Below are 21,693 nucleotides of genomic sequence, written 5' to 3'. Positions count from 1 at the left end.
ACAAAAATCGGCATTCTAAATGTGTATTACAAATTACAATCCTGCGCCGTGGCAGTTTTTGAATTTCTTACCGCTTCCACAAGGGCACATATCATTTCTACCTACCGTAACTTCTTTACGGATTGGCTGCTGTGGAGCAGCTTCACGGGTATCTTCCATCGTCATTGGCTCATTGCCAACTGAAATTTCAAAATCCGCTTTTGTCGTTTTCAATTTGCTCGGAGCAGGTCTTGGTGCCTGAGCTTCTCTTACGTCATTAGGATCTGTTTCAATTGGGATACCACCTTTATATAGGAAACTCACCACTTCTTTATTTACGGCATTCAACATGTTTTTGAACAAGTTAAACGCTTCCATTTTGTAAATGATTAAAGGATCTTTTTGCTCATAAACGGCATTTTGAACCGATTGCTTCAACTCATCCATTTCACGCAAATGCTCTTTCCATGATTCATCGATCAAGGCCAGTACAATTGTTTTCTCGAATGATTTAGTCACTTCGCGTCCATGGTTATCGATTGCTTTTTTCAAGCCAACCGGCACCTGAATGCTACGGATACCATCAGTAAATGGAACAACGATTTGCTCAATGTGTTCTCCTCGCTCTTCAAATACCTGGTTCAATACCGGCATTGCCTGATTGATGATACCTTCAGATTTTCTAGCATAGAAAGCTGTCACCTCATCAAACAATTTATCCGTTAAATGATGTACGTTTCTTGCACTGAATTCTGCTTCATCGATTGAAGTATCTGCGGAGAAGTTTTTGATCACTTCCAGTTTGAAACCTTCGTAATTTCCTTCTTCTTTATATTCGGTAACGATATCTTCCGCCACGTCAAAAGTCATGTTGTTCATGTCCACGTCTAAACGCTCACCGAACAATGCATTTTTACGTTTCGCATAAATCACGGTACGTTGTGAGTTCATCACATCATCGTACTCCAATAAACGCTTACGGATACCAAAGTTATTTTCTTCTACTTTCTTCTGTGCACGCTCAATAGATTTGGTGATCATCGAATGTTGAATCACTTCTCCATCTTCGATACCCATTTTCACCATGATGTTAGAGATTCTTTCCGAACCAAATAACCTCATTAAGTTATCTTCCAGAGACACGAAGAACTGAGAAGAACCCGGATCACCCTGACGACCGGCACGACCGCGCAACTGTCTGTCTACACGACGAGACTCATGACGCTCTGTACCTACGATTGCCAAACCACCTGCTTCTTTAACACCAGCACCTAGTTTAATATCCGTACCACGACCTGCCATGTTGGTTGCAATCGTTACCTGTCCAGCCTGACCTGCTTCAGCTACGATATCTGCCTCTCTCTGGTGCATCTTCGCGTTCAACACATTGTGTTTAATACCACGAAGTTTTAACATTCTGCTCAATAACTCAGAAATCTCAACTGAGGTTGTACCTACCAATACCGGACGGCCTGCCTGAGTTAATTTCACGATCTCTTCTGCTACTGCATTGTATTTTTCACGAACTGTACGGTAAACGTAATCCTGGTGGTCAATTCTTGAGATCACTCTGTTTGTAGGGATTTCCACTACATCCAGTTTATAGATCGACCAAAACTCACCAGCTTCTGTAGTTGCTGTACCCGTCATACCACAAAGTTTATGGTACATACGGAAGAAGTTCTGAAGCGTAACTGTAGCATAAGTCTGTGAAGCATCTTCAACTTTCACATTTTCTTTTGCTTCAATCGCCTGGTGTAAACCATCAGAATAACGACGGCCATCCATAATACGACCAGTTTGCTCATCTACAATTTTGATCTTTCCTTCATCGATGATGTATTCCACATCCATCTCGAATAAAGTATACGCTTTCAACAATTGGTTTACCGAGTGAATTCTTTCTGCTTTGATGGAGTAATCGCGCATCAAGGCATCCTTCTGTGCAATCTTCTCTTCATTGCTCAAATTAGATTTTTCGATCTCAGCGATCTCTGTACCTACATCTGGTAACACGAAGAAATGCGCATCTTCACCAGATTTGGTGATCAACTCAATACCTTTTTCTGTTAGCTCTACCTGGTTGTTTTTCTCATCAATATAGAAGTACAATTCCGAATCTACTTTCGGCATGTTCTTCGACTGATCAGCCATGTAATGATTTTCAGTTTTCAATAAGGTTTGTTTTACACTACCCTCACTTAAAAACTTGATCAATGCTTTATTTTTAGGTAAACCACGGTGTGCACGTAAAAGTGCTAAACCACCTTCACCTTCTTCGGTTCCGGCTTTACCATCATTAATTAATTTCTTAGCTTCATTTAAAGCTTTGGTTACATATTCTCTTTGCGCAGCTACCAATCTTTCGATCCTTGGTTTTAACTCATGGAACTCATGTTGATCTCCAAAAGGAACCGGACCAGAAATGATCAATGGAGTACGGGCATCATCAATTAAAACTGAATCGACCTCATCCACCATCGCGAAATGCAATTTACGTTGCACCAACTGATCTGGCGTCTGCGACATATTGTCACGCAGGTAATCAAAACCAAATTCATTATTTGTACCATAAGTAATGTCTGCAAGGTAAGCATCACGACGCTCCTGAGAGTTTGGCTCATGCTTATCAATACAATCCACTTTAATACCATGGAATTCGAATAAAGGACCATTCCACTCCGAGTCACGTCGTGCCAGGTAATCATTCACAGTTACGATGTGAACCCCTTTTCCAGCAAGTGCATTCAGATAAGCTGGCAATGTACTTACCAAAGTCTTACCCTCACCCGTAGCCATCTCAGAGATTTTACCACTGTGCAATACCATACCACCGATCAACTGTACATCGTAATGTACCATGTTCCACTTCACCTGTGTACCGGCAGCATCCCATGTATTGGCCCAGAAAGCTTTATCACCTTCAATCACAACATTGCTTCTGCGCACTGCGTAATCTCTGTCATGCTGACTTGCAGTCACCTCTAAACGCTCATTTTCTGAGAAACGTCTCGAAGTTTCTTTAACCACAGCAAATGCCTGTGGAAGAATATTTAACAATACTACTTCTAATTCTTTATCACGTTCTTTAATCAGCTCATCGATCTGATCATATAAGGCCGTTTTTGCAGCCAATGACAAATCCTGACTTTCACCATCCGCTTTTAAGCCAGTGATCTTTCCGTCAATATCTGCTAAAGCCTGTGCAATAACATCTTTAAAATAAACCGTTTTGTTACGCAACTCATCATTGCTCAGTACAGAAAGCTTCGAATACTCTTCGTTAATCCTGATAACTATAGGCTGTAAAGCCTTAATATCTCTTTCCGATTTGCTTCCAAATACTTTGGTTAAAAATCCTAACATCTTTTATGTTTGTGTTTATTGTTTATTACTAATTGAAAAAGGTACAATTTACAACAACCAAGCCATTACAAACTATAAGTCAGAATGGCAGTCATCGGGCGCTAAAATTACAAAATATCCTGTACTTTGCTTTAGCATCGCGATTTTATTTAAAAATCTTTAACAAACCTGGGTACCTGAACATCAGAAAAGCTAAAATACTGGATCAGAATACTCTAGCTGAGTAACATTTGAAGATCGCTCCATGTTTCAGTCGAACTTACATTATTCTTGCTTTGCTGCTATTGCAGCCCCCCTCTTTTTTGAGTAAAAAAATCAAAAGGCACACCTTTTTTGTAGAGGCCCCACAAGCGGGCTTATTTGGCCTTCCTATCCTGCTCATATATTTTAATATTCAACTTAAACTGTGATAATTTAGCTAAAGCGGTATATTTGCCGATAAGAACCGGGTAGCTACCCGATCCACCTAACAATTCAAACAACAAATCATACATAGATGAATATCTTACTATTAGGTTCTGGCGGCAGAGAAAGTGCATTAGCCTGGAAAATGAGCCAATCTTCTCAATGTTCTCAACTGTTTATTGCACCAGGCAACGGTGGTACCGGTGCTTATGGAAAAAATATCAGCCTGAATCCTAATGATTTTGAAGCGGTAAAGGCTTTGGCATTAAAAGAAGCTATTGATCTTTTAGTTGTTGGCCCGGAAGAGCCTCTGGTAAATGGCATTCATGATTTCTTCGCGAAAGACGCACAATTGTCGCACATCCCGGTTATTGGTCCTAAAAAAGAAGGCGCAATTCTGGAAGGTAGTAAAGATTTTTCTAAGCAGTTCATGGCACGCCATGGCATCCCTACACCAGGATCAAAATCTTTCAGCAATGAGAGCCTGGCAGAAGGATTGGAATACCTGGCCTCACATGCGCTTCCAATTGTATTAAAAGCAGACGGATTAGCGGCAGGAAAAGGTGTATTAATCCTGGACAGTATCGAAGAAGCACAGGCAGAATTAAAACTGATGCTGGGTGGTAAATTCGGTAATGCTGGTAGCACTGTCGTTGTAGAAGAATTCCTTACCGGAATAGAGCTTTCCGTTTTTGTATTGACTGATGGCGAAAACTATGTGATCCTTCCAGAAGCGAAAGATTATAAACGCATCGGACAAGCAGATACTGGCCTGAACACTGGCGGAATGGGTTCGGTATCTCCGGTACCTTTCGCAGATGCAGCTTTCTTAAGTAAAGTAGAGCAAAAAATCATCATCCCTACCATTCAAGGTTTGAAGAAAGACAAAATTGATTATACCGGCTTTATCTTCTTTGGTTTATTCAAAGTAGGTGATGAGCCATTAATTATAGAATACAATTGCAGAATGGGCGATCCGGAAACGGAAAGTGTCATCCCACGTATCGAAAACGACCTGGTAGAACTGTTCATGGCAACTGCTAAAAAGAAATTAAAAGATTATAAATTAACCATCAGCCCTAAAAATGCAGCAACCGTAATGATCGTTGCGGGTGGCTACCCTGGTGATTACGAAAAAGGAAAAACCATCACCGGCATTGAAAACTTGCGCAATTCTCTTGTGTTCCATGCAGGAACAGCATTGGAAGGTGGTATCGTGAAAACAAATGGAGGAAGAGTACTTGCCGTTACGAGTTTACAAGACAGCCAGTTTGAAGCATTACAATGTGCTACAGGTGATGCTGCGCGCATCTACTTTGATGGTAAATATTTCAGAGAAGACATTGGTTTTGACTTGATGTAAATTCAATCCATTGAAATAAAAAAGGGCTTTATTCTAAGAATAAAGCCCTTTTTTATGCTTATTGATTAAAAACATCACAATAAGCAGTTTCATTAAAAAAAGATAGAATAGGTTTAAACTATTTTCTTTTTAAGGATCGACTCCCAGAAAGGTTATACCTTAGTCCAAAGGCTTGCTGACTATCCACTACGCCATCCACAAAATGGAAGGATAAAGCCAGTTTAGCCTCCAGGTTTTTATAGACAATCGGACGCCAGGTCAGGTCTGTTCTGTTGTAAGTTTTAGCAGTATAGAATTTATCTCCCATAATCAGGTGATGCCCTTCTCCTTTGTAAAAGGAATTGACGATACCGAACTTATGGTATTCCATATTCAGCTCCAACAGCATGCCTACAGGCGTCTTCCAGCCACCCACACTACGGATCCGCTCAAAGGACACCAATCCACCTGCACTCAGCGTTAAAGAATCCAGAAAAGTCTTTTTAGACAAGTCAAGACCTACCTTTACATTTGCAGCTCCATTGTCTTCTACATGGTCGTCTGGAATCGGAATCGCTGGTCCTGCGTTATGTAACATCATCGCATAATGTGAAACAAAGAATAAATCCTTTTTATAAGTACCAGAAAAACCAAAGATAAAATTCTCTCTTGCCGTTCCCGTTTGTCTACTGGTCCAGTCGATGAAGATCACTTCTCTCCAATTTTCATTTTCATATTTCACCAACATCCCTTCCACATTAGGACGGTAATAATTCAGGGTATCATTTAATATCGCACGCGGAAAATCAGAGATCAATCCCTGTCTCGGGAAAGCACCCAAATAAAAATCCCAGCCCTTTTTCATATACTGATAGTAAGCTACCGGCGCAATGTTATTAGTGAATTTTGGAGAACCAAATTCGTGAAGTGCATTAAAACCAATTCTGATTCTATGGGTACTATCCATAAGCAAACCTACTTCAGGAGAAATTCTCATCCCAAAAATAGTCTCTGAGAAACGCTTTGACCGCGCATACTCTCTGTTATCGGCAAATCCATGGAAGTTTAAATTCCCTTCCAATTCTTGGGCATAAATATTCGTAATGGCTGTAAATAGTACAGCAATTGTTAGTAGTAAGCGAATGCGCATAGGTTGTTTTTATGGTTCAAATCGTTAAAATAAAACGACAACCAAAATTAATATAATTATGCTACCCGGCAATTAAAATAAAGCAACACTCAGCCGCCTTTGGTTTCTCTACCTCGTCGTCTATTTTCTAAAACCAAAAACTCCCTTTCTAAACTTTTAAAGGCTTTGGGCTTGATCCTTTCTTCGGATTTTAATTCCATTTGCACTTTATATTGGATGCTCAGCTTTTCATATCTAGCCTTTTCAGACAAATCCCCCATCACTGCTTTTTTTGCTTTTTTTCCTTCTGCGCTGAGTTTTGGATTTTCGAACGTTCCATTCACATTGCCCAGATATATGGTATCAGAAACAGCATCATGGTTTGCAGCACTTAAGAATAGGTAAACTTCCATCGAAGCTTCGAGTTGCTCTTCATTTAAAGGTAAAAAAGCCATTCCCATCTCCCTTTTAGAAAAACTCGATCTTCTTTGTTCTGCTTTTTGGAAAATAAACGGCCAACTGCAAACAGTCATCATATTGCGAACCCGATCCAGATTCGTATAAAGGGTCCCAGCTAATCTGTAAACCGCCTTCCACTTTCTCCAGACGGATATTCCTCGGCTGCTGTAAACTTCCTTTACTGAGCTGTACTTTAGCATAATCGATGCTGATGTCTGGATACTCCCCTTTCAATGCATTTTTCTTATTGCAGGAAACAGCCAGATTGTGTTGGTTCCTGATCGTTCCACGGGCTTCCAGCTCGAATCCATTGCCTAGATAATCTTTAAAATGACCCAGAAACCGCGTGACAACCGCCATAGACTGATGGTTCGCTTTCTGTTTCAGACTAGGTTTCCCTTGCTTTCCGACGGTTCTATGCACCAACTGACCTCTTAGCATGTAAGACACCACATTCCCGAGCTTGCCGCTTGGCCAGCCATGCATCCCATTTCTTGAAACTGACATAATTTTAATTGTTTGTTCAAAGCAAGTTGCACATAATAAAAATGGTATTGCCACAGACAGTTTTAAATAAAAACCACAGACAGGCTAAATCGGAAAAAAAGCTGAATTCTTATGGAAGAACCCGAAGGTTAAAAAGCTTAGACTGCCTCAGAACAGGCCTTTCTAGGTCAAAAGGCCGGCAAAGGCCCCAGCAAAGCACTTGCAAAACCCGCTTAAAACCGAAATAAATTAAACCAGATGCAAAGCAGTATTACCAAAACACCGATTAAACAGAAATGGCTACCCAAGAGGTAGCCATTTCTATATATTCAAATAAGTGGTTCCGCGATTAGCGAATACTATTTAGATTTATTTCCACCTAAAATTTCTGCCAATTTAGTTTGCAACTCCTCTCCTCTGATGTTTTTAGCAATGATTTTTCCTGTTGGATCAATCAGGTAATTTGCAGGGATAGATTGGATGCCATAAGTTTTTGCTACTGCATTGTTCCAGAAATTTAAATCAGAAACATGAGTCCAAGTTAAATTATCTTTTTCAATTGCAGTTAACCAAGCTTGTTTCTGACCTGGGCGATCTAAAGAAACACCAAGAACAGTAAAGTTTTTGTCTTTAAATTTATTAAAAGCAGCAACTACGTTCGGGTTTTCCTGACGACAAGGTCCGCACCATGAAGCCCAGAAATCAAGCAATACATATTTACCTTTGAAATCAGATAATTTTACCGGCTTATCATTCACATCATTTTGAGTGAAGTCCATCGCCATTTGTCCTACTTGAGTATTTTTCGCAGAAGCAATCATACCAGCAATGTTTTTACCTAAATCCGTGTTTTTAACTGCGGTAGAGAATTTGTTGAATTGAGGTTCTACTACTGCCGGATCGATATCTGATAAACCGCTACGGAAAGCAACCAAGGCTACGTAAGAATCTGGGTTTGCGGCGATGAAAGAAGCATTGATCGCATCCAGTTCTTTTTGAATCGCTTCATCACGAGCATACACTGTTTTCATGTAAGCCTCATCTTTACGTTCTGTTTCTGATTTAGCACGGTATTCTGCCATTAAAGCTGCGCCTTTATCGCTAACAGATTTAGTCAGTGCTTTATATTTTGCATTCTCCTCATTTATTTTAGAACCTTTAACAGTTGCATGAATGATCGAATCTTTCGTAGAGATGATTTGAATTTCTTTTGGCTCTAAGTAAAAAGCCAAAACATCCGGAGCGGTACGTTTTGCAGGATCAACCACATTATCATTGTGCTTAATTCTGATTTGTGCCTGAGAGATACCCGCTATAGGGCCTTGAAAAGTAAATTTACCGCCTACAATTGCAGTGGAATCCGTTTTTTGCTCTGCTCCTACTCTATAAGCGATATAAGCCTTAGCAGGTGCGTTTAAATTACCTACTTTACCTTGCACAGTAAATTTGCCTTGCGACATACCTGCAATTGGCAATAAGCAAATTGCAGCGATTAATGTTCTTTTCATTTAATATTGATTTTCGTTAGTTTAAATTTTCGTGCCCAAATTAAAAAGGGAATAAGCCAATTATTAGCTTGTACATTTCCATTAAAAGCGATCTATAATTCAAGTATAAGACTTCTGTATTTCAAATATAAGGAAGCCTAAAGACAATAACGCGAGAATTTATGTAAAATTACAATAGCTTTTGATAGGTTCTCCACCATAAGTCAGGCATTTCCCCATTTACGGCCATCGTATAATCGTCATAACGGCAAGGCACCAAATGGTAGCGTTCATTTTTAGTGATCCCTGTTGGATAAGGTACCTGCATCCACCACCTGTCGGATTTTTTACTTTTCACGAAAAGCATATCTCCAGAACCATCGTTTAAGCTGGCACGATAGATCAGGTATTGCGATTTCGGCGTTAATGGAAAATCCTTTTTACGGTTATAAAAGCCTTCTACAAAGTACCAGACCATTTGTGCGAGTAATAAAGCCGTTTGTCCGTTTTGATCAAAGGCGGGATTAAACTCATAAAAACCAATGGAAGTCAGCTTATCACTCATTCCCGCATACCGGGTAATCCGACAAGCCTGTTCACCATAAAAACCATTCGGTCCAGCATTGGCATTGGCAACAGCATCCGAAGATCTGATGGCACCAATATCAAAGCTGATCATATTCGCATTGCGAATAATCGGCTCCGTTAAGGTAATGTCATTGCTAAACTCTCCTAATCGATGGGCATCAAAATATAGCTTACTCATGACTTTCAGGCTGTCCTGATTCACGAAATAAGTCTGGTAACCTACATTACTGAAGTTGAAAAGGTAATTCGGTTGGTGTAATAATATTTTGTTGAGGTAAGTATCTGATTTTGCAGCTAATCCTTCCTGATCTTCTTCATCCAGGTCAAATTTACTGTCCACCACCACCAGATCTACCTTTTGCTCCAGGCTTTCATAAGCCAGGTATTGCGCATAAGTCAGATCTTGTCCGCCGCCAATAATGACCGGAATGATGTTCAGTTTGATCAATTCTCCAACCGCCATCTTTACCGCTACATAGGTATCAGAAATAGAAGCTCCAGGTTTAATGTTCCCCAAATCAATTATTTTGCTGTCAAAAGCACCCTCATGCAAAGCATAAAACTGTGCCCTGAAATAATCCGGTCCTAGTCCACAGCCCTCATTATTTACTGCAGCACGGTCATCCTGAACACCGAAAATGGCAATATCGTATGTATTTTCTCCCAGTTCCGGAAATTTATCTGTGTAGAAACCGGCCCTTAAACCTAACTGACTGGCATAGAATCCTTGTTTCGGTGCAAATTTATCGGGGTTGACTGGCGAGAAAAAATCTGATAATGACATATTGTATTATAAATGTATCTGTCAAATATCTATTTTTGAGATCATATTTTAATGAACATCCTAAAAATAATGAAATGATATTGGTTACCGGTGCTACTGGATTTTTAGGGGCAGAATTAATACATCAACTTACGGGACAAGGGATTACATTACGGGCTTTAAAGCGCGAGCATTCGGTGATTCCGAAAATCCTGAAAGACAATACCCTGATCAGCTGGGTGGTTGCAGACCTGAACGACTTTTCTACCCTGGAAAATGCTTTTGAAGGCATCACACAGGTGTATCATTGTGCCGCTATGGTTTCTTTTGATCCTAAAGACAAAGCGAAATTACTAAAAGTAAACATTGAGGGTACCAGTAATGTGGTCAACCTTTGTGTAGAAAATCAAGCCCGCCTTTTGCATGTGAGCTCTGTGGCAGCCTTGGGGAATGCAAAACCAGGCCTGCTCATCACTGAAAAAGACTTCTGGGAATACGATTCGAAAGCACATACTTATGCCATTTCCAAATATGAAGGAGAAATGGAAGTATGGCGTGGCATTGCTGAAGGATTGGATGCGGTGATCGTTAACCCCTCCGTGATTATTGGTGGCGGTGCCGGATTTGAGGGCAGTGGCGCAATTTTCAAACTTGTCAAGGAAGGTCTTTCCTATTATACCAAGGGCGCAACAGGCCTGGTGGATGTAGAAGATGTAGCCAAAAGTATGATCGCATTAATGAATAGCCCGATCAGCGAAGAACGTTTTACGATCTCTGCAGAAAATTATAATTACCAGCGCTTTTTTGGCGAGATCGCTAAAGGTTTTGGCGTTAAAGCACCCTCAAAAGAGGCAAAACCATGGATGCTGGGCATTGCCTGGAGGGCCGCAAAGCTAGCTTCCTTATTTACCGGAAAGCCTGCCGCCTTAACCAGTGATGCTGCAAGAAGCAGCCTGAATGAAAGTTTATACAGCAATAAAAAGATAATTGATACGATTGGAATAACCTTTAAGCCTTTGGATCAAAGCGTGGCAGAAACTTGCCTTGCCTTGAAAGAGGTTTCACTTCATTAAAATTATGAACCAGAAGAACATTTACATCATTGATTTCGACAGCACCTTTACACAGGTAGAGGCATTGGATGAGCTGGCCCGTATCTCCCTAAAAAAGCATCCGGAAAAGGAAGCCATCTTCAAAAAGATTGAGGACTACACCAACCTTGCTATGGAGGGAAAACTTTCCTTCGGCGAGAGCTTAGCGCAAAGGGTAAAATTATTGGAAGCTACAGAAGACCATTTGAAGCAACTGATTACCCGTTTAAAGAAAAAGGTATCTGCCTCTTTCTCTCGCAATGCAGACTTTTTCAAGAAGCATGCAGATGAGGTATTGATTGTTTCTGGTGGTTTTAAAGAGTTTATCACGCCTGTGGTGAGCCAATATCACATCAAAAAGGAAAACATTTACGCCAATACATTTGTCACCACCGGCGATGGCAAAATTATAGATTACGACCATTCCAATCCTTTAAGTGAGGAAGGTGGTAAAGTGAAGTTAATGCAGCAACTCAATCTGGAAGGCAACCTTTATGGCATCGGCGATGGTTATTCTGATTTCCAGCTGAGAGAAAGTGGCCTGATTAAAAAATTCTATGCCTTTACGGAAAACATTTCCAGAGAGAGCATTGTTAAAAAGGCGGACCATGTGACGCCGAGTTTCGACGAGTTCTTATACGTTAACAACCTACCAAGAGCAATTTCTTATCCTAAAAACAGGATTTTATGCCTGGTGATTGGAGAAGTAAATCCGGAGAGTATTGCTTTGCTGAAAAAGGATGGCTTTTCTATCCGTCACAAAACTTCATTTGAAGAGAAATATGTGGCCGATGTGCACATGTTACTATTGGCGGATGGCGAGAAACTGACGCTGGATCAATTGACCAGAGCAGTAAAATTGAAAACTATTGGTTACTTAGGCCAGTCGAAAAATAAGATCGATTTAAATGCCTGTACCAAACAAGGTGTAGTGGTATTTGACGATTTAAAATCTAATCCAAGAAACCTGACTTTCATTCCTAAGCGAATGATCGACTTTATGAATACGGGAACTACTCATTTGAGCAATAACTTCCCTAACCTACAATTGCCAAGAATTGAGAAATCACACCGTCTGATCCATATTCATCAGAATGTTCCGGGGATTATGGCGAAGATCAACACCGTATTTGCGAAACACGACATTAATATTGTCGGGCAGTTTTTGATGACCAATCCGGAGATCGGATATGCAATTACCGACATCAATTCTGAATACGACAAACAACTTTTTAAATCTCTGAAGAAAATCGAACATACCATTAAATTCAGGGTATTGTACTAGATTTCTAGAGGTAGCATTGGTACCTCATTTGAGGCATCAATGCATTTGTAATAGCGATTAAATCATGGAACTGACCCCACAAATTAAAGACAAACTGGACAAGCTGCAGGAAAAATATGCAGCGATGGGCCAGGACATGTCGGCTTATCTGGATGGCTTGCTGTATGCCGATTTCTTAACGTATTGGGATTACATTCATTTGGATACCCTGCTCAGTTTACAGCATCCAAAGACTTCCTTCCCCGACGAAGAAATTTTCATCATGTACCACCAAATTACAGAGTTATACTTTAAACTTTGTCTACATGAATTCAACCAAATTGCAGCGGCTAAAGAAACCTTGACCGCTACTTTCTTTACCGATCGTGTGAAAAGGATCAATGCTTATTTTACCGCCTTGGTTTCTTCTTTCGAGGTGATGGTAAATGGCATGGAAAAGGAACAGTTTCTTAAGTTCCGGATGTCACTGTTACCGGCAAGTGGTTTTCAGTCCGGCCAATACCGGATGATAGAAATCTGCGCGACAGATTTTATCCGCCTGGTAGAGAAGGATAAAAGAACGGCATTGAAAGACGCTTCGATTGAAGAACAATTTGAGCATATCTACTGGAAAGCCGGCGCTACAGAGCTGGCTACCGGCAAGCAAACGCTAACGTTAAAGCAGTTCATCCATAAATATGCCTCACAATTTTTACAATTGGTAAAAGACCGGAAAGAAAGTAATTTCTCTGCGCTTTACCATCAATTGAAAGCTCAGGGTGCAGACGTTAGCGCCTTAGCTGAAGAGCTGCAAAAGCTGGATCTTTTTGTAAATGTAGAATGGCCGCTCTCCCATTATAAGTCCGCGGTACGCTATCTGGAAAGAGATCCGGTAGACATTGCAGCAACGGGTGGCACGAACTGGCAGAAATATCTGCCTCCGCGTTTTCAAAAGAGAATCTTCTACCCTTTCCTCTGGACGGAGGAGCAAATGGAAGAATGGGGTAAAGGCTGGGTGGTCAATGTCCTAAAAGACCTGCATGGAACACACTAATGACCGAAAGGACTTAGTGTATGTTAAACACCAATAAAGCCCCTTTTTAAATACAAATAAAACTAATAAGCGTGGCATTTTTTATTAGATTTGCCTACAGAAATACGAATTGAAATGAACGAGACACTGGATATAACCATCACGAAAACTGAACAAAGCAGACTAACTGTAACAGATTTTTCAAAACTTCCCTTCGGAAAGGTGTTTTCCGATCACATGTTTATTGCCGAATATGAAGATGGCACCTGGAAAAACTTACAAGTTCTTCCTTATGGTCCAATTCCAATGAGCCCGGCAATCTCTGCCCTTCACTATGGACAGGCGATTTTTGAAGGTATGAAAGCTTACCGTCAGCCAAATGATACGGTTAGTGTTTTCAGAGCGGACAAAAATTTTGAGCGTTTTAACAAATCAGCAACACGTATGGCCATGCCATCGATTCCTGAAGATATTTTCATGCAAGGTATTGCAGCCTTGATTGACATTGACAAAAACTGGGTACCTAATCAAGATGGTTACTCTTTATACATCCGTCCGGTAATGTTCGCTACAGATCCTTACCTGGGTGTTAAAGCTTCAGATAAATATACTTTCTGTTTATTAACGACACCGACGGGTCCTTACTACAGCAAAGCTTTAAAAGTAAAAATTGAAACAGAATATACACGTGCAGATGAAGGTGGTGTAGGCTTTGCCAAAACTGCTGGTAACTATGCGCGTTCGTTGTTCCCTTTTGCGGAAGCGACAAAAGCTGGTTTTGATCAATTGATCTGGACTGATGCGGTATCACATGAGTTTATTGAAGAAGCAGGAACAGCGAATCTGATCTTTGTGATCGATGGTAAGTTGGTCACTCCTTCGGTAAGAAGCACCGTATTGGATGGCGTAACCCGCGATACCATTATCAAACTGGCAAAACACGCAGGTATTGAAGTTGAAGAAAGACGTGTCAGCGTCAAAGAAGTGATTGAAGGAATTGAAAACGGTCGTTTAACAGATGCTTTTGCAGCTGGTACCGCCGCTACAGTTACACCAATCGGCGAAATCGGCTACGAAGGTAAGTTATATACATTAACAGACCCTGCTACACGTACCGTTTCTGCTGGCATCGCAAAAACATTAAATGACATCCGTTACGGACTTGCTCCGGATGAATTCGGATGGAATTTTATCTTGTAAGTTTATAGCGCGTTGCTATAAATAATTTTTGTGAGGCGCCTTTGAACCAGGGCGCCTTTTTTTTATTAGGTTTAGTATCAACATTAACACACAATTATACAAAATGAAAAAAACAGTACTTCTCAGTTTAGCGGCATCGTTTTGCTTCAGCTATACGGTACAGGCACAATTGAAAAGATTGAGCCAACAACAAACCATGGGCAGAGAATTGTCGCTCAGCAAGCCAATGAATATGGTGAATGGCTGGTCTGATGACAACCACTATATTGAAATGGACGCTACCGATCGTAAGTTATACGCAGTAGATATAAAAACCGGTAACAAAACACCATATACCCCAGCGCCGAAAAGCAATGTGACTGTGAACATTAGAAACAACGATGTTTTTATTCAATATGGTAAAGAAGCCGCAAAACAACTGACCAATACTAAAGCAGAAGAAAAGAACCCTACCCTATCTCCGGATGGAAAATATATCGCTTTTACCCGCGATAATGACCTATACTCAGTAGATGTGGAAACTGGAAAAGAAACCAGATATACAACAGATGGTACAGATGTGATTTATAACGGTTGGTCTTCATGGGTATATTTTGAAGAAATCTTAGGTCGCGCTACCGAATACAAAGCATTCTGGTGGTCGCCAGACAGCAAGCACATTGCGTTTATGCACTTCGATGATATGAAAGTCCCAATGTTCCCAATTAATGGTTCAACAGGTCAACATGGTTATGTGGAGAAAACAAGATACCCTAAAGCTGGTGATCCGAATCCGGAAGTGAAAGTAGGTTTCGTTCCTGTTACAGGTGGTGCGATTACCTGGGCAGATTTCAATGAAAAAGACGATCAGTATTTTGGTACGCCATACTGGAGCTATGATGGCAGCAGCCTGATGGTGCAGTGGATGAACCGTGGTCAGGATAACCTGAAATTCTATTCAGTGAATCCAAATACCGGAACCAAAAAAGAGATCTATGATGAGAAACAAAGCTCATGGGTAGACCTGGATTATGATGGTCGTATTGAATATTTACAAGACAAAAAACACTATATCCTGAAAAGTGATAAAACTGGTTGGGCACATTTTTACCTATATACTTTAGACGGAAAATTGATCAATCCGATCACCTCTGGTAAATGGCAAGTAACCAGTTTGGTTCATGTAGATGAGAAAAACAAAGTGGTTTATTTCAATGCCCGCAAAGAGGCTTCTACACGTTCTGACTTTTACCGCGTAGATTACAACGGTAAAAACTTAAAAAGATTAACGTTTGGTGATTATACCCACCAGGTACAACTTTCGCCAAATGGCCGTTATTTCATTACCACTTACTCTAATGTAAGTACACCACCGAAAAGAACTTTATTAGACAATAATGGTAAAGTTGTGAAAGAATTGGGCAACAGTAAATCAGCAGATTTCGCACAGTATAACTTTGGTAAAACAGAAATGATCACCATTCCTACGGATGATGGCTACCAATTGCCAGCAGTAATTACTTACCCAACAGATTTTGATCCTAACAAAAGATATCCGGTTATTATGAGTATTTATGGTGGTCCAAATGCAGGTACAGTAACCAATACCTGGAAAGGCACTGCTCCTCAGTACTGGGCTAATGAAGGCATCATACAGATTGCAGTAGATCACCGTGCTTCCGGACAATTCGGTAAAGAGGGTGTCGCTTTAATGCACCGTAACCTGGGCAAATGGGAGATGAAAGATTACACAACCGCAGCAAGATGGTTAAAAGCTAAATCTTATGTAGACAACAAAAAACTATTGATCACGGGTCATAGTTATGGTGGCTACATGACTTGTATGGCCTTAACAATGGGTGCCAATGATTTCGATTTCGGAATTGCAGGCGCTCCGGTAACGAGCTGGGAATTGTACGACAGTCACTATACAGAACGTTTCATGGATACACCAAAGGAAAACCCTGAAGGTTATAAAAACGGTTCTGTGTTGACCTATGTGAACAACTACAAAGGATTATTGCGCATCATGCATGGCGACATGGATGATAACGTACATATGCAAAACACGATTCAGCTGATAGACAAATTACAGAATGCAAATAAACATTTTGAATTGATGATTTATCCTGGTGGTCGTCATGGTTGGGGTGGTGTAAAAACACCTCATGATAAAGCAGAAAGAATTCGTTTCTACTATGATCATTTATTGGAGAAACCAGTTCCTGCAGATTTGTTAAACTAAGCTTTACAGCTGCGCTTTTTAAGCGGAAATCTATAAAAAAAGCCCCTGAACTTTAAAACGTTCAGGGGCTTTTTTATGCTACACCAGCGCTTCCCAAAACAAGGTAAAATCAAGCGTATTTCTGCTGGTTCATTTCAATTGATTTAACAGTAGCTTAACATCAGGCCCGGTAATTTTAGGGTGTGAAACAACATACTACCTTAGCATTCCGCAACCTGATGGGCATCGCCTTATCTTTTGTATTACTTTACGCCCAACCTGCCTTTGCCATAAAGGGTCAGAAACCGAATTTCCTGTTGGTCGACACCCTAATTCATAAAGCACCAAATACCGCTTTCTTGCAGCTTAAACAGACCTTAAGGGAGGCCTTAAAAAAGGAAGATTTCCTGACTGTGGGCTTATGTTACCAACAAATCGGCGGCCTATTTTATGCTCAGGCTGCCTATGCCCAAGCCATCAATTATTATTACAAAGCAGATCAGGTATTCCGCCAGGAAAACGCGGGACTCCAACTTGCGGGCAACCTCAATAAAATTGGCGAAACTTATTACTATGCGCGACAATACCGCATAGCGCTCGAAAAATTTCAAGAAGCATTAAAGCTATATCAGCAATCCGGAAACACCAAGGGAGTAGCGGCTTCCTATGGCCTGATCGGACAGACTTATGAAAAAACACGCGACTATCTCAGTGCCATGAAATACCAACAGCTGGCCTTAGCTGCGTACCATAAAGAAAAGAATCAAACGGGCATTGCAAAGATCTATGAAAACATTGGGAGCATTTATGAGGATAAGCCCCATTTAGATTCCGCATTAAAATACTATACACTCGCTCTGGATGGAAATGCGAAGGAAAAAAACTACCATGGACAGATAGAGATCATCAACAACATTGGAGATGTATACCGTAAAACTGGCCGATATCCTGAGGCTTTAAAGTACACCCGGAAGGCGGAAAGCATGGCCAAGGACATGAATGACCAATATCAGCTCAGCAGTGCCTACCGTGACCTTTCCAAAACTTTTGACCTGATGAAGCAGTATGACAGTGCTTATCACTATAGCGAATTGGGCCGGGATATCTTTCTTAAAATATTTACGGAAGACAACAACAAACAACTCGCGCTCGTACAAACGTTGTTTGAAATTCAGCAGAAAGACGATGCCATTGCGCAATTTGAACAGGAGAAATCAGCGGATAGAATCTTACTGATCGCGACCATCCTCATCATCATCTTACTCCTTTGCCTCGCCGCCAGTGTCATCAGCAGACAGCGCCTGAAACTCAGAAATGAGCAACAGCTCAATGAACAAAATCAACGGTTATTTGAGACACAAAACGAGGCCATTAAAGATGCCCTGGAGTTAAAAAGCAAGGAACTCACCAGCACCACGCTTCACACCATTCAAAGCAATCAGTTCCTGGAAGAGCTGCGTAGCACCATTGAAACCTTATTAAAAGATGACAAAAGAGACCAAAAAAAAGCCCTGCAACAGCTGATGCAACGCATCAATCAGAACATCAATCAGGACCAGCACTGGAAAGATTTCAGTCGGATGTTTGAACAGATTCACCAAACTTTTTTTGACCACCTGAAAGCACATTGTGACGACCTCACCGCGAATGACATTCGCCTGGTGGCATTGATAAAAATGAACCTGAGTTCAAAAGACATGGCCATTCTTTTTGGCATTTCCCAAGACAGTTTACGCGTGGCCAGGTACCGCTTGAGGAAGAAATTGAACCTTCCTCAAGGAGAAAACCTGAGCACCTTTATTCAGACTTTATAGTGGATTTTAGAAATAAGCCCTTCATTAACAATTTGTTAACATTACGCTAATCAAATGGTAATGGCGTTTTTCGTTACACAAAACAACCTAGCTATCAACAAGTTAACCTATCCATGTTCACGCTGTATGCGTTTTGTTTCCCTGTTCGGTAACGCTGTATACATTTTGTTTACGGTCAGAATTTCCAGGCTCGCCGCTCAGTATTCACTTTTGGAGAAAGGAAATCACAACAGTAAAAAAAATAAAACAACAACAAATTAATCAGAAAATGAAGACACTATTATCCGTTCTTTTTTGCCTATTATTTAGCATTACTGTCGCACATGCTACCAGCCTGAAAGGTTATGTTTACGACCAGAAAACAGGTGAAGCAATGGTTGGCGCGGCTGTGCAACTGGAAAAAACAAAACTTGTTGTTTTAACCGGTCTTGACGGATCATTTGAGATCAAACATCCCGCTGCAGGTACTTATTCCTTAAAGGTATCCTACCTCATGTACAAGACCTTAGTTCAGCAGGTGGTCATCTTAAAAGAAGACAATCCGATATTGAAAATATTCCTCGCAGAAACCAGCGCCAATGCCTTAAGTGAGGTTTCGATCTCAGTCAAGGGAGATGGCGCTTCAGAAAAATCAGCCAGAAGGATTGAGCAAAAATCTATACAGCTTGTCAATGTGGTGTCCGGCAGAGCTATGGAAATTTCTCCGGATCTGACCGTAGCCAATGTAATACAACGCGTATCCGGTGTATCTGTAGAAAGAAGCAATAGTGGTGATGGCCAATATGCAATCCTTCGTGGTATGGATAAACGCTACAACTATACCCTGGTAAATGGCATCAAAATCCCTAGCCCGGATAACAAATACCGATATGTACCCTTAGATATTTTCCCTTCCGAATTACTGGAAAGACTAGAAGTTTCTAAAACCCTGACGCCAAATATGGAGGGAGATGCTATAGGTGGTGTGATCAATATGGTAATGAAAGATGCTCCAGATAAATTAAAAATCAATGCCAATCTGGCGACGGGCTATAGCCAGATGTTTATAGACCGTGGCTTTACTTCTTTTGACCATAGCGGAATCAACAGTAAATCTCCTTATGAACAACATGGAAAAAATTACCAGGCAACGCCACTGGATTTCCCAACAGGAACCCTGGATTATAAAACCAAACATCCGGCGCCAAATGTAGTTGGTGGTTTATCTATTGGGCAGCGTTTTATGAACAATAAGCTTGGTGTTTTACTAGCAGGAAGTTACCAAAACACCTACAGAGGTAGCAATAGTACTTTTTACAATTCTAGTGTGGTAGCTGCCGCAAATAAGGTTGGTACCATCATGAGTAAAGAGGAAAGACAATACTCTGAACAGCAGAAACGCTATGGTGCTCATGCAAAATTGGACTATACCTTTAATCCAAACCATAAATTGAGTTTATACAATGCTTATGTTGACTTAAATAGTTACCAACTTCGTGATGCTAAATTAACAGATTTTAGCAGTGAGTATGTCCCGGAAAAGGGAAATGCGAAGCTGAACTATTCGACCCGCTCCCGTTTTACGGAACAGCAAATCTACAATACGACTTTACAGGGTGACCATCAGCTGATCCCTGAAAGGCTAAAAGTACGCTGGTCGGCAGTATATTCTGCAGCAAAAAATGAGGTTCCCGACCAGAGTACCATCAATGTATTGGGCGTTCGTGAAAACTTTGTAGACCGCCGCACTTTTGTTCCTGCTATTGGCGATGCACTTACCCGCCGTTGGGAACGCAGCACGGAAGAAGATAAAGCCGGTTACCTGGACATCGATTATACGCAACCTATCGGAGGAATCGATGTATTATTTACTGTTGGAGGGATGTACCGCGATAAACAACGCAGCAGTTTTTTCAACCAATACACCTTAACCAACGCAAATCCAACTGCTCTTTTTGGCAAAGATTTCAACAACTATACAGAAATTGCATGGATCGTAAAAAACCCAACAGGATCGGTTGATAATGCCCTAACCTATGATGCCGCAGAAAAACTGGCAGCAGCTTATGGAATGTTCAACTTTACGGTGCAGGACTTACAGGTAATTGCTGGTTTGCGTATGGAACATACGGACCAAAGCTATATGATGTTATTTCCGGGTGCTCAACCTCGCCCGAATGGTAAACAAGTCTATACTGACCTGCTGCCGAGCATGAACTTAAAATATAAGCTGACTAGTCATCAAGCGCTTCGTGCTTCTTATTTCCGCTCTTTAAACCGACCGGGTTTTTATGAATTGGTTCCAGGAATCGGTGTGGTTCAGGACGACTATAAAGAGAGAGGAAATCCAGATCTGAAACGTGCTATGGCCGATAACTTTGACCTTCGTTACGAATTGTTTCCTAATGGTACAGACCAGCTATTGGTAGGTGCATTCTATAAAAACATCGAAAATCCAATAGAATATAGTTTCCAGCCGGATCCTATTCGTCCGCAGGATACCTACTACATGCCAGGAAACTTTGGTAATGCCAAAAACTATGGATTAGAGATCGACTACATCAAGTTTATCCACAAATTTGGGTTTAAAGCCAACTACACTTATACCCATTCTAAAATTACGACGCCTAAAACCTCCAGAATGCGTGATGAGCAAGGCGACTTACAACCAATTTTAGTGAACCAAAGCAGGCCTCTATTTGGGCAGTCGGCTCATATTGCCAATCTTTCCTTACTCTACAAGGACAGTAAAAGCGGTTGGGATGGACAATTGGCAGCTTCCTATACTGGCCCAAGAATCAACACCATCTCCCAATTCTTAGACAACGATCTATGGCAGCAAGGTTTTATCCAGATGGATGCTTCTGCGGAAAAAAAGTTTAAAAACAACCTGAGTGTATTCGTAAAGGCTGGAAACCTATTGAATACGCCAATGAAATTATTCATCAAAGGCACCAATACGGAAGCCAATGGAAGCACCGGAACGGAATATGACGGTAAAACGTTGATCCGAAACGACCAATACAAGCAGACCTATTTATTGGGTGTACGCTATAAATTATAACCTCATTTCATATCCTCATTTGACCATTTCATAAAAAGACA

Annotated in this window: 14 protein-coding genes; 8 read left to right on the top strand and 6 right to left on the bottom strand. The window is 40.9% G+C overall.

Annotation, left to right across the window (positions count from 1 at the left end; all coding sequences use genetic code 11):
- Window positions 1-33: 33 nt before the first annotated feature.
- Window positions 34-3,345, bottom strand: a complete 3,312-nt coding sequence (gene secA, locus GM920_RS19545; RefSeq protein WP_182960624.1) for a preprotein translocase subunit SecA — start codon at window positions 3,343-3,345, stop codon at window positions 34-36.
- Between the two features lie 496 nt (window positions 3,346-3,841).
- Here secA and purD point away from each other — a divergent pair, with 496 nt between their 5' ends.
- Window positions 3,842-5,113, top strand: a complete 1,272-nt coding sequence (gene purD, locus GM920_RS19540; RefSeq protein WP_182960623.1) for a phosphoribosylamine--glycine ligase — start codon at window positions 3,842-3,844, stop codon at window positions 5,111-5,113.
- Window positions 5,114-5,231: 118 nt separating this feature from the next.
- Here purD and GM920_RS19535 read toward each other — a convergent pair whose 3' ends face one another.
- From GM920_RS19535 to GM920_RS19515, 5 genes are all read right to left on the bottom strand, one after another.
- On the bottom strand, window positions 5,232-6,242 hold the full coding sequence (locus GM920_RS19535) for a hypothetical protein (protein ID WP_182960621.1): 1,011 nt from the start codon (window positions 6,240-6,242) through the stop codon (window positions 5,232-5,234).
- An 89-nt stretch (window positions 6,243-6,331) separates the two neighbouring features.
- Window positions 6,332-6,676 carry a hypothetical protein gene (locus GM920_RS19530; RefSeq protein ID WP_182960619.1) on the bottom strand — a complete coding sequence of 115 codons (345 nt, stop codon included), beginning with the start codon at window positions 6,674-6,676 and terminating at the stop codon, window positions 6,332-6,334.
- A 13-nt stretch (window positions 6,677-6,689) separates the two neighbouring features.
- Complete coding sequence (locus GM920_RS19525; RefSeq protein WP_182960617.1) at window positions 6,690-7,187, bottom strand: DUF6266 family protein; 498 nt, start codon at window positions 7,185-7,187, stop codon at window positions 6,690-6,692.
- Window positions 7,188-7,525: 338 nt separating this feature from the next.
- Window positions 7,526-8,674: a TlpA disulfide reductase family protein gene (locus GM920_RS19520; protein WP_182960615.1), complete on the bottom strand. Its 1,149-nt coding sequence runs from the start codon at window positions 8,672-8,674 to the stop codon at window positions 7,526-7,528.
- Between the two features lie 169 nt (window positions 8,675-8,843).
- Complete coding sequence (locus tag GM920_RS19515) at window positions 8,844-10,025, bottom strand: formimidoylglutamase (protein WP_182960613.1); 1,182 nt, start codon at window positions 10,023-10,025, stop codon at window positions 8,844-8,846.
- 35 nt (window positions 10,026-10,060) lie between these two features.
- Here GM920_RS19515 and GM920_RS19510 point away from each other — a divergent pair, with 35 nt between their 5' ends.
- The 7 genes from GM920_RS19510 (at window position 10,061) to GM920_RS19480 (ending at window position 21,652) form a co-directional block, all read left to right on the top strand.
- A complete protein-coding gene (locus GM920_RS19510; RefSeq protein WP_317171573.1) occupies window positions 10,061-11,077 on the top strand; it encodes an NAD-dependent epimerase/dehydratase family protein in 1,017 nt (338 codons plus the stop codon).
- A 4-nt stretch (window positions 11,078-11,081) separates the two neighbouring features.
- Complete coding sequence (locus GM920_RS19505; RefSeq protein ID WP_182960611.1) at window positions 11,082-12,380, top strand: HAD-IB family phosphatase; 1,299 nt, start codon at window positions 11,082-11,084, stop codon at window positions 12,378-12,380.
- A gap of 64 nt (window positions 12,381-12,444) precedes the next feature.
- Window positions 12,445-13,413: a tryptophan 2,3-dioxygenase family protein gene (locus tag GM920_RS19500; RefSeq protein WP_182960609.1), complete on the top strand. Its 969-nt coding sequence runs from the start codon at window positions 12,445-12,447 to the stop codon at window positions 13,411-13,413.
- A 114-nt stretch (window positions 13,414-13,527) separates the two neighbouring features.
- Window positions 13,528-14,592 (top strand): branched-chain amino acid aminotransferase, encoded by a 1,065-nt coding sequence (locus GM920_RS19495; protein WP_182960607.1) that lies wholly within the window; start codon window positions 13,528-13,530, stop codon window positions 14,590-14,592.
- A 103-nt stretch (window positions 14,593-14,695) separates the two neighbouring features.
- Entirely contained in the window at window positions 14,696-16,816 is a 2,121-nt protein-coding gene (locus GM920_RS19490) for a S9 family peptidase (protein ID WP_182960605.1), read from the top strand.
- A 182-nt stretch (window positions 16,817-16,998) separates the two neighbouring features.
- Entirely contained in the window at window positions 16,999-18,609 is a 1,611-nt protein-coding gene (locus GM920_RS19485; RefSeq protein ID WP_182960603.1) for a tetratricopeptide repeat protein, read from the top strand.
- A gap of 268 nt (window positions 18,610-18,877) precedes the next feature.
- A complete protein-coding gene (locus GM920_RS19480) occupies window positions 18,878-21,652 on the top strand; it encodes a TonB-dependent receptor (RefSeq protein WP_182960601.1) in 2,775 nt (924 codons plus the stop codon).
- Window positions 21,653-21,693 lie beyond the last annotated feature (41 nt).

It is taken from the genome of Pedobacter gandavensis (genome assembly GCF_014172405.1).
In the GTDB taxonomy this organism is placed as follows: domain Bacteria; phylum Bacteroidota; class Bacteroidia; order Sphingobacteriales; family Sphingobacteriaceae; genus Pedobacter; species Pedobacter gandavensis.
The sequence above is the reverse complement of the archived record's forward strand: the minus strand, read 5'-3'. Positions and strand labels throughout refer to the sequence as shown.